This is a genomic window from Paraburkholderia panacisoli (assembly GCF_008369935.1).
GTDB classification, from domain to species: domain Bacteria; phylum Pseudomonadota; class Gammaproteobacteria; order Burkholderiales; family Burkholderiaceae; genus Paraburkholderia; species Paraburkholderia panacisoli.
On record NZ_VTUZ01000003.1, the window covers coordinates 367750 to 381617 of the forward strand.

General features: G+C 63.0%; 12 protein-coding genes. 6 read left to right on the forward strand and 6 right to left on the reverse strand.

Translation table 11 applies throughout. The features are described 5' to 3' along the window. Positions 1-145 precede the first annotated feature (145 nt). The 4 genes from FVF58_RS06435 to FVF58_RS06450 all read left to right on the forward strand — a co-directional run bounded on the left by FVF58_RS06435 (position 146) and on the right by FVF58_RS06450 (position 4660). Positions 146-427: a hypothetical protein gene (locus FVF58_RS06435; protein ID WP_149669043.1), complete on the forward strand. Its 282-nt coding sequence runs from the start codon at positions 146-148 to the stop codon at positions 425-427. Between the two features lie 98 nt (positions 428-525). Further along, complete coding sequence (locus tag FVF58_RS06440) at positions 526-1173, forward strand: DUF429 domain-containing protein (protein ID WP_149669153.1); 648 nt, start codon at positions 526-528, stop codon at positions 1171-1173. A 578-nt stretch (positions 1174-1751) separates the two neighbouring features. Continuing rightward, complete coding sequence (locus FVF58_RS06445; RefSeq protein WP_149669044.1) at positions 1752-3491, forward strand: ABC transporter permease; 1740 nt, start codon at positions 1752-1754, stop codon at positions 3489-3491. Positions 3492-3544: 53 nt separating this feature from the next. Next, the gene (locus FVF58_RS06450) at positions 3545-4660 is read left to right on the forward strand and encodes an ABC transporter ATP-binding protein (RefSeq protein ID WP_149669045.1); all 1116 of its coding nucleotides are present in this window, start codon (positions 3545-3547) and stop codon (positions 4658-4660) included. Positions 4661-4809: 149 nt separating this feature from the next. Here FVF58_RS06450 and FVF58_RS06455 read toward each other — a convergent pair whose 3' ends face one another. The 3 genes from FVF58_RS06455 to FVF58_RS06465 form a co-directional block, all read right to left on the reverse strand. Continuing rightward, entirely contained in the window at positions 4810-5871 is a 1062-nt protein-coding gene (locus tag FVF58_RS06455; protein ID WP_149669046.1) for an ABC transporter substrate-binding protein, read from the reverse strand. Between the two features lie 43 nt (positions 5872-5914). Continuing rightward, the gene (locus FVF58_RS06460) at positions 5915-6937 is read right to left on the reverse strand and encodes an aldo/keto reductase (RefSeq protein ID WP_149669047.1); all 1023 of its coding nucleotides are present in this window, start codon (positions 6935-6937) and stop codon (positions 5915-5917) included. 71 nt (positions 6938-7008) lie between these two features. Next, entirely contained in the window at positions 7009-8358 is a 1350-nt protein-coding gene (locus tag FVF58_RS06465) for a Rieske 2Fe-2S domain-containing protein (protein ID WP_149669048.1), read from the reverse strand. 195 nt (positions 8359-8553) lie between these two features. Here FVF58_RS06465 and FVF58_RS06470 point away from each other — a divergent pair, with 195 nt between their 5' ends. Further along, entirely contained in the window at positions 8554-9336 is a 783-nt protein-coding gene (locus tag FVF58_RS06470) for an IclR family transcriptional regulator (protein WP_149669049.1), read from the forward strand. Between the two features lie 124 nt (positions 9337-9460). After that, on the forward strand, positions 9461-10387 hold the full coding sequence (locus FVF58_RS06475) for a PDR/VanB family oxidoreductase (RefSeq protein WP_246216963.1): 927 nt from the start codon (positions 9461-9463) through the stop codon (positions 10385-10387). Between the two features lie 318 nt (positions 10388-10705). On the opposite strand, the gene FVF58_RS06480 is transcribed toward FVF58_RS06475, so the two are convergent. From FVF58_RS06480 to FVF58_RS06490, 3 genes are all read right to left on the reverse strand, one after another. Further along, the gene (locus tag FVF58_RS06480; protein ID WP_149669051.1) at positions 10706-12001 is read right to left on the reverse strand and encodes an MFS transporter; all 1296 of its coding nucleotides are present in this window, start codon (positions 11999-12001) and stop codon (positions 10706-10708) included. Positions 12002-12142: 141 nt separating this feature from the next. Next, positions 12143-12706: a hypothetical protein gene (locus FVF58_RS06485; protein WP_246216951.1), complete on the reverse strand. Its 564-nt coding sequence runs from the start codon at positions 12704-12706 to the stop codon at positions 12143-12145. Beyond that, a complete protein-coding gene (locus FVF58_RS06490) occupies positions 12697-13863 on the reverse strand; it encodes a zinc-dependent alcohol dehydrogenase (protein WP_149669052.1) in 1167 nt (388 codons plus the stop codon). Before FVF58_RS06490 ends, FVF58_RS06485 begins: the two co-directional genes overlap by 10 nt. Positions 13864-13868 lie beyond the last annotated feature (5 nt).

Here is a 13868-nt window from a genome sequence, read left to right on the forward strand (position 1 = left end):
CGCGGCTGTGTGACTGTGCGGAACAGGCTCGGCCGCGGCCGCGGACGCGCAATCGAAGCGTTGCACCTTCGCCAGTTCCAAAATCGGAAACCCCATCGCCAGACGCTTCGGACAGCTGGCGACGGCATTTTATAAGGTAAGGGCCATGGACCGTTCTGAATTTCTGCTGGTCACGCAACAACTAGCGGCAGCGGCGCAAATTCTTGCCACGGCCGGTCCGCAGGACCTGCGGGCAGACGCGCTCCGGATGCTCGAACTCTTTCGTCGGTACGACCAGATTGGCACTGCTTCGCATGTGGTTGCAACATCAAACGACGAGTTGTTTGCACGCACGGGCCACGCCGCTCTCACAATGGCTGGCCGCAATGAGTTCGCCGCATCGCATGCTCTTCTTGTACAGGCCAAGTCTCTATTAACCGAGGCATGAAATCAGCGGCGGCGAACTGGAAGCGGCCATCTACCCCTGGCGTGTCGCGTCATCGGATGGCACCGAGATAAGTGCGCTTCGTTGAAGGTACGGCGATTATGAGGTCGCAACAAACTGTAGCCGGAATCGACATTGGCGGAGACCGGAAGGGAAACCATCTCGTTATCCTGCGTGGCTCCGAGATTGTGTGCAACCTCCGCAAGGATGCGCCAGAGCAGATGCTCGAAAAGTGCATCGAATTTGAGGTGGCAGCGGTGGGCATTGACGCACCCTGTCTGTGGCGAGTCGGCGAGGCCGGAAGGCAAGCAGAGAAGGAGCTCGCGCAGCGACGGGTCTTTTCGTTCGCCACACCGACTCGTGAACTGGCCATGGCCAGTAAGAGCGGATTCTACGGATGGATGTTCAACGGCGAGCGTGTCTATCAGGCATTCGCGCCACATTTTCCTCTTTTCAAAAATGGGGGAGAAATCGGTGACCGAGTCTGCTTTGAGACGTTTCCCCACGCCATAACCAGCGCCCTTCTCAGGACTGAAGTCGCATCTGCGAAGCGAAAGCGAACCCAGCGCCGAGAAATTCTTGAAGATGCAGGAATTGAGGCGACGTCGCTGAGGTCTATCGACGAAGTGGATGCGGCGCTGTGTGCCTTGACAGCAAATTTCCTGCTTGAAGGGAGCATCGTAGCGTACGGCGACGAGCTCGGCGGATTCATTGTCGTGCCCGTTCCAACTGGCCACAGAAGGCTTTAGTCAGACCGTTTTCGCGATTGAATGAACTGGCACGCCCCAGGCGAATAGCACCGTCAGGGGTCTCGTGAACTCGTTATGCGCACATGGGAATTCGCTCACGAGCGACCGCAGTGCTGCTGTCAATGGCGGCTTTTGGTTCGACCGGAGCAGTACGGAGGATAGGCGCGGTAGCGGAATCGATAGGGTTGGGCGAGCGGTCCGTGCCAGGACGCCAGCGTTCGGCATCGGCATCGGTATCGGCGGCGTGTCATATTTTCCCGGCGCGTGGCGAAGTTGCCTCGAATCCGGCGGTTATCGATTAGCCATGCCGCGCGTGATACGGCGCTGGGCATATTCCGCACCACAGAACTGATTCCACGCAGGCAAAACGTCGGCGAATCCCCGTGCCACGCAGGTCTTCAGGCTCGCGGCCCATGGCACCCGCCGCCCGGGCCGCGTGATCGGCCTCTCGGCACCCAATTTCCGTCGGGGTTTCCTCCACTATTTTACTTAGCCACCTAAGCATAAAGTCGAGACTCCTTTGAACGAGGACGTCCGGGTTCATGCCCGGAAAATGCGGACACTGAAGGGGACGGCGCGTGGAATTGACTACCGGTGCGACAGCGGGTGCGATCAGGCGCACGCGATGGTCGAGCAAGTGGGTGATCATCGGCAGCGCGGTTGTCATCGTGTCGCTGCTGGCGTTGATCCCGCTGACCTTCCTGTTGTGGCAGAGCTTCTTCACGCCGCAAATCGCCGACACGCCGGCTGTCGTGACGTTCGAAAACTATGTGACGGCATTCGGCAGCAAGGAAACGCTGCGCACGCTGGGGACGTCGCTGAGATTCGCGATCGGCGCGTCGCTGGTGTCGTTCGTGATCGGCACGCTGCTCGCATGGATCATCGAGCGCACGAATACGCCGTGGCGCAAGCTCTTCTACGCGATCACGATCGTCCCGTTGATCATCCCCAGCATCCTGTTCACGATCTCGTGGATCTTTCTGGCGAGCCCGAAAATCGGCGTGCTCAATGTCGCGCTCGGCGCGTTGTTCGGCACCACGAAGCCGCTGTTCAACATCTACAGCATCGGCGGCATGATCTGGGTCGACGGTCTGCATTATTCGACGATGGCCTTTCTGCTGATGTCGGCAGCCTTTCGCGGTATGGACCCGTCGCTAGAGGAGTCGTCGCTGATGTGCGGTGCGGGCATCGGCCGCACGATGTGGCGTATCACGCTGCGGCTTGCGTTACCGGCCGTCGCGTCCACGTTGCTGATCCTGTTCGTGCGCGCGCTTGAATCGTTCGAAGTGCCCGCGCTGATCGGCTTGCCCGTCAAACTGCAGGTGTTCACGTCATCGATCTATGAAGCGATCGAACAGTATCCGAGTCAGATCGGGCTCGCTTCCGCGTATTCGATGCTGCTCGTCGTGATCACGTCGCTGTGCCTGTATGTGCAGTCCCGCGTCACCGGGCGCAACGACCGCTTTTCGACGATGACGGGTAAGGGCTTCAGGCCGCGCGTCGTCGATATCGGACGTTGGCGGTATCTGACGGTGGGCATCTTCGTCGTCTATTTCCTGTTGCTCGTCGCGTTGCCGTTCGCGGTGCTGCTGTGGTCGTCGCTGCAAATGTACTACCGTTCGCCGTCGCTCGATGCGCTCCATCATCTGTCGTTCGCGGCCTACCGATACATCCTGCATCTGGCGGTGCTGCGCAGCGCGGTGGTCAACAGCCTGCTGTTGTCGGTGGGCTGTGCGACGGCCGTCATGCTGCTGAGCGCCGTCATCAGCTGGATCGTCATCAAGACGAAGCTGCCGGGCCGCGCGCTGCTCAACAATCTCGCGTCGTTGCCGCTCGTGTTTCCGGGCCTCGTGCTGGGTCTGTCGTTCATGATCGTGTCGTTGAAGATTGACATCGGCATCTACGGCACGCTGTGGATTCTGCTGCTCGCTTATGTGACGCGTTTCATGCCGTATGGCATGCGCTATACGTCCACGTCGATGATGCAGATCCACAAGGAACTCGAGGAATCAGCCGCGATGAGCTGCGCGACGTGGACTACGACGTTCTATCGGATCGTCCTCCCGTTGTTGAAGCCTGGCCTGCTGGCCGGCTGGATCTACGTGATGATCGTGTCGATCCGCGAGCTGTCGAGTGCGGTGCTGCTGTATAGCCCCGGCTCGGAGACGGTATCGATCGTGATCTGGGAACTGTGGCAGAACGGTCAATACGTCGAACTGTCGGCGTTGAGCGTGATGCTGGTGATCGCACTGCTCGCGCTCGTCTCGATTGCGCAATACATCGGTGGGAAGTTCGGCGTGAAGGCGAATCAGCGCTGAGCCGGCGCATCCGGCCACTTCACTCCGCAACATCGAATCGTCTGGAGAAACACGTGCTGAATGTACAAGGTCTGAATACCGAATACGTCGACGGCAACAAAGTGCGGGTCCGCGCGGCACGCGACGTTTCTTTCGAAGTGCCGGCCGGCAAGCTGTTCACGTTGCTCGGGCCGAGCGGCTGCGGCAAGACGACGACGCTGCGTTCGATCGCGGGACTGGAGAAGCCGGTTGGGGGCTCGATTCGCGTGAACGGCGTGACGGTGTTTTCGTCCGACTCGCACACGTTTGTTCCGCCGAATCGCCGGCAGTTCGGCATGGTGTTTCAGTCCTACGCGATCTGGCCGCATATGACGGTGTTTCGCAACGCGAGCTTTCCGCTCGAAGTGGGCACGAAGAAGTACTCGAAGCGCGAGATCGAAGAGAAGGTGATGCGCGTGCTGACGGCGGTCGGCCTCGATCACGTGGCGGATCGCGATGCGACGAAGATGTCGGGCGGGCAGCAGCAGCGTCTCGCGCTGGCGCGCGCGCTCGTGATGGAGCCGAAGCTGCTGTTGCTCGACGAGCCGCTGTCCAATCTCGACGCGAAACTGCGCGAGAAGATGCGCTTCGAACTGAAGCGCATGCAGCGCGATCTGCGCATCACGACGATCTACGTGACGCACGATCAGGAAGAAGCGCTCGCGCTGTCGCATGAAATCGCCGTGATGAAGGACGGCCAGATCGTGCAGAAGGCCGCGCCGCGCGACATCTACGATTTGCCGAATAGCCGTTTCGTCGCGGATTTCGTCGGCTCGACCAATTTCATCGACGGCACGGTGCGCCATTGCGAGGCCGACAGCGGCAATATCATCGTCGATTCCGCGATCGGCACGATTGCGGTGGCGAATGCGACAGCGTGCCGCGAAGGCGACGAGATCTCGATCTCGCTGCGTCCCGAGAACGTGATGGTTCACGAGACGCGCGAAGCGGCGCAGGGGCAGCGCAACGTGTTCGAAGGCACGGTATTCGCGAAGGTCTTTCTCGGCGAAACGCTCGATTTCCAGATCAGCGTCAACGGACAGACCGTGCTTGCGCGTGTTCACCCTTCGCATAAGACGCCGGTCGGACAACCGATCTGGTTCTCCGTCGATCCGGCCTGTTGCATTGCATTGCGTAGTGAGAAAGTCTGAGAGAGATAGCGCGGCAGTCCGTAACAGCAACAATAACGTCCTTTAGCAAGCGCTCCGCTCGCGAATAACGGGTCATGCTGGGCCCATTGTTCGCGAGCGTTTTTTTGCGCACGCCCCGGCAATGAGACGCGCGCGATTTCATGCGGAATTTATGAGGAAGCGTGCAGGAAAATCTGATTGAACGTCTGCGTCCATGCCATCTTCTCCTTCAGCGGCATCGCGGGATCGACGAGCGTGATCTTCGTGCCCTGCAGGGGCGAAGCGACGGTCCGATTGGTTGGCACATAGTCGCGCGAAGCGAGAATGCGCTGCGCGTCGACCGACAGCAGATAGTCGTACATCAGCAATGCGGCGGCGGGATGCGGCGCATGGTTCGTGACGGCAATGCCGTTCGCGCGCGCGGCGGCCGGCTCCATCAAAAACCAGTCGATCGGCGCGCCTTTGCGTTTTGCCTGCGCAGGCATGTAGTTATAGACCTCGAGCCCGAGTGGTACTTCGCCCGCCGCGACCAGATTCGTCAGCAATGAATTGCCGACCCGCGCGGACACGCCGTTCTTTTCGACCAGCGTGCGGAAGAACTGCACGCCTGTGTCGCCGCCCATCTGCGTCGCGACGGTAGCGAACCAGTCGGCGCTTTTGGCTTCGATACCGAGCTTGCCCTTCCAGTGCGGCGCGAGCAGATCCTCGAAACGCGTCGGCAAATCGGCGCGCTGGATGATATTCGTGTTGTACGCCTGAACCCACACGGACAGCATCGTCGCGGCCCACAGGCGATGCGCGGGCAGCGTTTCGGGCATCAGTTGGTCATGCACGGGCGAGACGACGGGCTGCAGGATCTTTTCGCGGCGCAACGCATCGAGAAACGATGATCCGGTATGCACCGCATCGACGATATAGCGTCGCCCCTGCGTTTCCGCGACGCAGCGCTGCACGACCTGCTCGTCGCCCCCGCGCCATACGTTGACCTTGATGCCATAGCGTGCCTCGAACGGATCGACGAGCGGCGCGATATCCGACTGCGCGATCGACGTATAGAAGTTGAGTTCGCCCTCATCCCTGGCGGCGCGCAGAATGCGCTCGGCGCGGTCCGCGCCCATGTATTGAGTGAGCGCCATGTTCGGCGAGATATCGCTCGCGCCCCATGCGGTGCCGGCCATATGGGCGAGAGGCCATAGCGCGCACAGTTTCACGACTGAGCGTCGGGTCGTCATGATGTCTCCATGAGGTTTTTTTAGTGTAGGCAATGCGGGCTGCCTATGCAGCCGCGAAATTGCTGCGCCAGAGCGCCTCGATCTGGTTGAGCACGCGCGCGTTCAGCGGCGGCGCACCGGATACCGCGCACAATTCCTCGAGCTGGCTCAGTCCAGAAAATCCACCGAGCACGGTCGTCACGCCCGGGTGCGACAGCACGAACCGATACGCGGCCTGGGCCAGCGTCCAGCCGCATTCGACGGCGATCGGCAGCAGTTGCGCGGCCTTGCGCCGGGATTCGCGCGTCGCGTCGGCCTCGCGATCGACGCCGCGCGCGAGCGGATGACGATCCGCGCCTGCGACGCTCGCATCGGTCAGAAAGCCGCCCGCCAGCGCGCTGAAAACGGCCGCGCCGATGCCATGCCGCGCGGTGGCGTCGAGTACCGCGCCGCCGTCGCGATCCACGTCGAGTCCCGGTGGACGCAGCATGCCCGCGGTCGGATTGAGCAGCGTGTACGACACGTTGACCATGCTGAAGAGCCCTGTTTCCAGCAACGCATTGACTTCGCGCGCGTCGTTGCCGCGGCAGATAAAGCCGATATGCCGCGCCTTGCCGTCGCGCAGCACGCGTTGCAGTCCGTCGAGCGCGCCGGCTGGCCGCGTGAAGTCATCGAGACCCAGCGTTTTGTAGCCGCGGCCTTCGAGCGCGGTCGGACCCGCGCGCGGGCCGTTATGGATCTGCAGAAAGTCGAGACAGTCGACGCCGAGCCGTCGCAAGCTCTCTTCAGTCGACAGCACGACGTGACCCGCGATGTCATCGAGATCGCACGCGCGCACTTCGACCTTCGAATTGATCAGCGGCCGGGCCTGCAGTGCCTTCAGCACGCGGCCGAGATTGACTTCTGCGGCGCCGTCACCATAGTCGGGCGCGTTGTCGAAATAGTTGATGCCGAGTTCGAGCGCACGCGCGACGATTCTGCACTGTTCGTCGAAACTGCCGCGCACCATCAGGCCCGCGTTGCCCCCGCAGCCAAAGCCGATCTCCGATACCTTGATGCCTGCCGCGCCTACCGTTCTGTATAACATCGACGTTTCCTCGCCGGAAATGGACAACGCCCGGCGCGAACGTAGCTCGCGCCGGGCAGGGCGAATCGCACTCAGTTCGAGCCGGACTCCGTTTTTTCCAACGCGTTTTGCTGCGCGGTCTCGAACTCCTCGATCTTGCGATGCAGGTCTTTGACCAGCTCCAGCGCGGGGCCGTAGCGGTCCGCATCGTCGTTGAAGAAGCCGCGGTGATAGAGCTTGCGGAAGTTGTGCTTCAAGAGCGGCTTGCTGTAGTCGGGCGCGCTGCCCGATCCGTAGATGATGTCGGGCGACTCGCGGTAAAAGTTGATCGGGTCGAGCCCTTCCTCGACGCGGCCGATCTGCTGGTCGAGCTGGCGGCGTAGCAGCACGATCGGAATGTCGGTGCGGCCGAGCAGTTCGGCCGTGCGGTCGGTGATCGCGCCTTGCGCATCCCAGACCAGCGCGTCCTGCGCGAGCACGTAGTCGAGAATCGGCTTGCCGTTTTCGTCGTGGCGCGGCGGCTCGTACCACGGCACGGAATCCTGCTGCGGCGCTTCGACGCCTGGGGGCGCGGCATACACCTGATAGCAGATGTGATACGTATGCGTATCGTCGATCGGCACGCGGATCTGGTACTCGCTGCGCGGCGCACCCGTCTTGCCGGTCTGCGTGAAGAACGGGAAGATCACGGTCGAATGCTCGCGCGTGTAATCGGAGTCGGCGCCGAGTTCTTGCGAATAGCGTACGCCCTTTGAAATGCCGGTTTCCGTTTCGTTCGCGTAGAGCTCCTTGATACCGATGCCGGTCTTCAGGCGCGTATGCAGCGTGTGCTCCGCGCGCGCCGCCGCTTCTTCATAGCGCCCTTGCTGCTCGAGCACGTACTGGAACATATGGCCATGCGCCCACGCGCTGTGCGTCGGGTCGCCGGTGTTTTCGTGGCATTGCAGCCAGTTGCAATTGATTGTCATGATGCCGATCTGGCGGATCGCATTGGGCCACACGAACAGATCCCAGCGCGGCAGCGCGGGCGCGGGCTGCGGGCCCAGATACGCGAACACTAGGCCGCCCAGTTCCTGCACCGGATACGCCTTCAGCTTCTGCTTGATTTCACCGCGCGGCGTCGCTTCCATCGGACGCTCGACGCATTTCCCGCCTTCATTGAAGAGCCAGCCGTGATACGGGCAGCGCAGCCCGCATTGATCGGGGATGCCGAATTGCAGGTCCACGTTGCGATGCAGACAGCGATCGCCGACGAGGCCGAGCGTGCCGCTCTTGTCTTTGTACAGCACGAGGTCTTCGCCGAGCACACGCACCTTGCGCACCGGGTTTTCGTCGAGTTGGGAATAGGGGGCAATGGGAATCCAGTAGCGGCGCATCAGTTCGCCGCCGGGAGTGTCCGGACCTACGCGCGTCAGGCGCTCGTTCATCGCTGCGGTCAGCATGTCGTCTCCAGATTGGGGGCATGGATATAAGTGCCGGTACAGGTGCGCGCTTTGTGCGCACTGTCCGTGTTGGCGAGTTCAGAATAGGTTTCGTATAGTGGTCCGTCAAGCGGCACAAATTCTGTTCGACAGAACAATCATCGCGGCGTATAACTGGCTCCATCGAACGCATTCGATGCATGAAGGAGAGGCAAAATGGAGATGGAAGTCGAGGCCGCTGTCGCAACGTCGGCACCCGCGGATTGCGCGGCGAGCGGCGACGAAGGCCGCACCCGTGTGGAGGCTGTCGAACGCTCGCTCGCGCTGCTGCAATGTTTTCGTCAGCCTGGTGAGGTGTTGTCGCTTGCGGTGCTCGCGCAGCGCTCGTCGTTCTACAAGAGCACGATCCTGCGCCTGACCGCATCGCTCGTGTACATGAAGTTTCTGGAACGCGACGCGGCCGGCAAGTACCGGCTCGGACCGGAGCTCAGGCGTCTCGGCGCATTGAGCGAAGCGCCGGTCAGCGTCGAGGCACTGGTGCGGCCGGCGTTGCAAAAGCTGTCGTCGTTCACGCGCGAGACCGCGTCGTTCTACGTGCGCGACGGCAACGAACGCATGTGCCTGTATCGCGTGAATTCGCCGCGCTCGACACGTCATCATCTGGAGGAAGGTTCGCGTCATCCGTATCGCACCGGCGCGGCGGGCCGCGTACTGTGCGCGTACGACCCGCAATACGCGAAAGACGAAACCTCGGTGGCGACGCGCGCACGCGGCTGGGTCGTGTCCAAGGGTGAGCGCGATCCCGATCTCGCCGCGATCGCGGTGCCGCTGACGAACGAAAGCGGCGAGCTGCTCGGCGCGCTCACGGTGTCCGGCTTGCTCACACGCTTCTCGACCGAACAGATCAAGGTGTTCCGCAAGCTGCTGATCGATACCGCGAATGAACTGCGGCCGCGTTTGCCGCCGCTGCGCATCATCGATCAAACGCACAACGCGTGAGCCACACGCATTCGACATCTCTTTCAAGGTAGCCCGAGGTTTTTCAATGGATACACCCACTATCGAGCGCGAACGCGTCGCCGCTGAAACTAGAACGGAAACTGAAGAGCAGGGCACAGTCAGCATGCGTCTGACGTCGATCCGTTACGCCGCCGCCGACATCAACCTGTACGAAATGCGGCGGCCCGACAACGCGCCGCTGCCGTCCGTCGCGCCCGGCGCGCACATCGACGTGCATTTGCCGAACGGCCTGATGCGTCAATACTCGCTCGTGACGGCGGATGGCGATCCGCGCGCGTATGTGGTGGGCATCAAGCGCGACCGCGCAAGCCGTGGCGGCTCCGCGTTCATGCATGACAGGCTGCGGGTCGGCCAGACGCTCAATATCGGCGGCCCGCGCAATCACTTTCCGCTCGACGAAACGGTGGGCTACACGGTGCTGGTCGCGGGCGGCATCGGCATCACGCCGATCTGGGCAATGGCGCAGCGGCTCTTGAAGCTGGGCCGCGCGTTCGAGCTGCATTACGCGTGCCGCGAACGGCGCGAAGCGGCGTTTCTCGAGCAGATCGAAGCGCTGCCGCAGGTGCATCTTCATGTCGACGCGGAGCAGGGCGGCAAGCCGCTCGACATCGCCGCGATCGTTGCCCGCGCGCCGCAAGACGCTCACTACTATTGCTGCGGCCCGCTGCCGATGCTGACGGCCTATGAAGCGGCCACCGCCGCGCTCGACCCTGCTCAGGTGCATGCCGAGTACTTCATGCCGAAAGCGCAAGCCGCATGCGAAGGCGGTTTTGTCGTCGAACTGCAGCGAACCGGGCAGACGTTTGGGATACCTGAAGGCAAGACGATTCTTCAGGTGCTGCGCGAAGCCGGGGTCGCGGCCCCTTATTCGTGTGAAGAGGGCATTTGCGGCGCATGCATGGTGAAAGTGGTGTCGGGCACGCCGGACCATCGCGACAGCATCCTGTCGGAGCGCGAAAAGCAGCGTGGCGACGCGATGCTCATCTGCTGTTCTGGCTCGAAGAGCGAGAAGCTCGTGATCGACTTCTGATCGCTGATCGCTGATCGCTGATCGCTGATCGCGGCGCGACCTGCGATCAGCTTCGGTCCGACCAGGGTAAATCTTCGATGTTCGGCGACCAGGGAAGGGCCGGGCAGCACCACGTTTTCTTCAACGGCGGGATTCGCGCGCGCTGCGGAACGACCGTCGCTTCAAAGGCAATCGCACCTCAGTGACAGCTTCCTGCGACTTTCATTGCTGAGCCCCCCGACTGTTTAGTGGCGGCAGGATGCGCTCGCCGCGCGCGCGTTCGGCGTCCAGCGGCAAGGGCATGCTAACGGCGCGGCGTTTCAACCCATCGGCGATCGATCAGCCCGCGGTCGTTTCAGGCTTCGCGCGCGCCGCCGCCGTGCCGTTGCCGGCCTGCGTTCTGTCCGCCGAATCGCGCGGATGGTGCTGCTCCGGATACACATACGGCCCGAGCCGGCAGATCGAGACGACCGAGAGCAGCACGAGCGCGGCGAACACCCACAGCGCGGCGTGATACGAATGCAGCAGGTCGTAGCACAGGCCCGACAGGAAGATCATGATGCCCGCGCCCCAGCCCCAGCATGCCCACATGCTGCCGCATACGCGCCCGAAGAGCCGCAGATCGAAATAGCGGCTGACGATGAACGTGATGATGTCCGCCTCCGCGCCGATGCTGACGCCAATCAGCGCCGCCGCGACCATCGCCGCCGATCCCGTTGCTCCCGCCGCGAGAATCAGCACGCCGCACAAGGTCAGCGTGAACGACATCGCCGCGACATAGGGCGCGTGAACGCGGTCCATCAGATAGCCCGCGAACAACCGTCCCACCGCCGACGAGAGGCCCGCGATCGACAGCATGCTCGCGGCGGCGCGCACGGTCTCGCCGCGGTCGGTCATCATCGGCACGAGTTGCGACAGCAGCGCAAGCAGCACACCCGACATGCAGAAGATCGAGATGCCCAGCAGCCGGAACGTGCGGTCGTGCCTGAAGATGGTCCACAGCGAAGGCAGCTTGTCGGCGGATTGGCGCGTGCGGCGCGCGATCGCTTCGTCGGTGCCGGGCGGCATGCGCACCAGCAGATAGAGCGCGGGAATCGAGATCGCGGCCATCATCGCCGCGACACCGAGATAGCCCGTGCGCCAGCCGAAGTGACGCAGCAGAAAGCCCGCGTATTGCGGCATCAGCATCGCGCCGATCGCCGTGCCGCCGACGGTGAGGCCGAGCGCGAGGCCGCGCCGGCGATCGAAGCGCGCGCAGACGACCTTCGCGTACGGCAGTGCATTACTGCCCGGCGCGAAGAAGCCGACCATCACGAACACGAGGCAGAAGAGCGGTAACGAAACGGGAATCACGCCGACGAGCGCGATCGACAGCGCGAATATCGCCAGAAAGAACAGCGTGGGGCGCCGCACGCCCCAACGGTCGATCAGCGAGCCGAGGACGATCGTCCCCGGTCCCATCGCAAACTCGAAGATCGTCAGGCCGAGCGATACCTGCGCGCGGCTCCAGCCGTTTTCCGCCGCGATGGCCTTGATGAAAGTGCCGAACATGAACGCGGAAATCACGCCCGCGCCGACCGACAGGCACATTGCTCCGCCTGCGACGGTCCACCAACGATTGATATCCTGCTTCAACTGTCTCTCTCCACCTCGTTTGCCGCGCCGGCGCTTTGCGCGCCGTTCGCGGTGTGGGGTTGTGCATGCGGTCGTGTTTGCCGCAGTTATCGGATGTTATACGCGAAGCGGGTGTCCAGCTCGCTGGCTATATTTCGTGCACTACGTTGCGCGGGTGGCGCCGAGCGCTTCGAGCAGGTCCGCGAGGTAGTCGTTGCCGCTCACGAGAACCAGCATCGTGCACCACGGGCGCAACGCATCGGCGGTGCGGTGGCGCCGCGCCTGTTGCTGCTTCTGTTGCGTTTGCGCGCCCTGAACAGCAGGGCGGATGACGGCCGACACCGTCACGCCGCGTTGGCGCCACTCCTGCGCGGCGAGCGCGGCGGCGCGCGGATCATCGCCTTCGGTGCCGACGATGATCGCGAGATCCGGCGCGCCGAGCCAGGCGGCCATCGCGTCGGATGCGGCGTTCATCGTGTGCGGCCAGTCGCCCGCCTGCGGATCGTGGGTGCCGGCGAGTGCCGCCAGTTCGCTCGCGCGGGCAAACCGCACGTTCGATTCGGAGGCGGTGGCGCAGGCGCGCAGCTCGTCGTCGTCGCATTCGCTCAGCGTGACGACGCGCACGTGGCGCGGTGACGAATTTGCGGCCCGCACGCGAAAGCGTGCCTCGGGCGCAAGTGCCGCGCGTTGCGGCGCGACGGCGAGAGAAGCGTGCGTCATTTCCATGGGTCGATCGTCATATGAATCGCGTTTTCGACGCCTTCGCCGCGCAACGTGCGCAACGCGATATCGGTTTCGGAAAGGCCGAACATGTGCGTGCTCATGCGACGCACCTGATGACGATCGGTGGCGATCAACTGCAGCGCGAGCTCGACCGACTGATAGCTGTGCCCACGCATGCCTTTCACGGTCAGAAAGCGCGCGATGATCGTGTCGCTATTGAACTCGGGAATCGGCTTGCGTTTCTGTCCGCCGAGTATCACGGTGCCGCGCTTGCGCGCGAGCTGGATCGCGGTCGTGACCGTGGCCGTGCCGCCCGACGCGCAGTCGATGACCAGGTCGGCCATCGCGCCGCCCGTCAGATCGGCAACCCGCTCCAGCACGTCTTCGCTATCGACGGTAATCGTGTGATCCGCGCCTAGCTGACGCGCGAGTTCGAGACGGCGCTGATCGGTGGGCGTTGCGAGACCCGTGACGATGATCTGCGCCGCGCCGGCCTCGCGCGCCGCGACGACGCACGACAGGCCCTGTTGCCCGGGTCCCTGGATCACGACTGTCTGCCCCGGACCCGCGCCGCCTTGAAGGTATGCCCACTCGATGCCGTTGCCGAGCGGCAGCGCCAGCGCCGCGTAGCGCGGTTCGACATGCGACGGCACGCGATGAAACACGGTGTTCAGTTCCAGGTACTGGAACTGGCTGAAGCCGCCCCAGAAGCCGGGCGCGGTGCGCAAACCTGTTGCGCCGTAGCGCATGCCGCCAAGACGCCAGTCCGTCGCATCGCACAGCCGGAACTCGTTGCTGAGACAGTACTCGCAATGGCCACACGGGATGTACTCCTCGAGCGCGACATAGTCGCCTTCTTTCAGGCCCCAATGCTTGCGCGCGAGTTCGCCGGCCTCTTCGATATGGCCGACCGTTTCGTGGCCGAGAATCAGCGGTCCGTGGCTTTGCGGCAATTGCTGGTAGTAAGGTCCATCGCTGCCGCAGACGCCGGTGATCGCGACGCGCAACAAGCCCGTCGACGGCGTAACGGGCGGCCGCTCGAACGTGCGGATCTCGGTGCGGCCTGGCTCGACGGCGACGGCGGCGTCGAAAGTCGACGCGCGTGGCGGTGCGTCCGCTTGCGCGTCCGACCTTGCGGCTTGCGGTTGTGAATCGTTCATGCCGG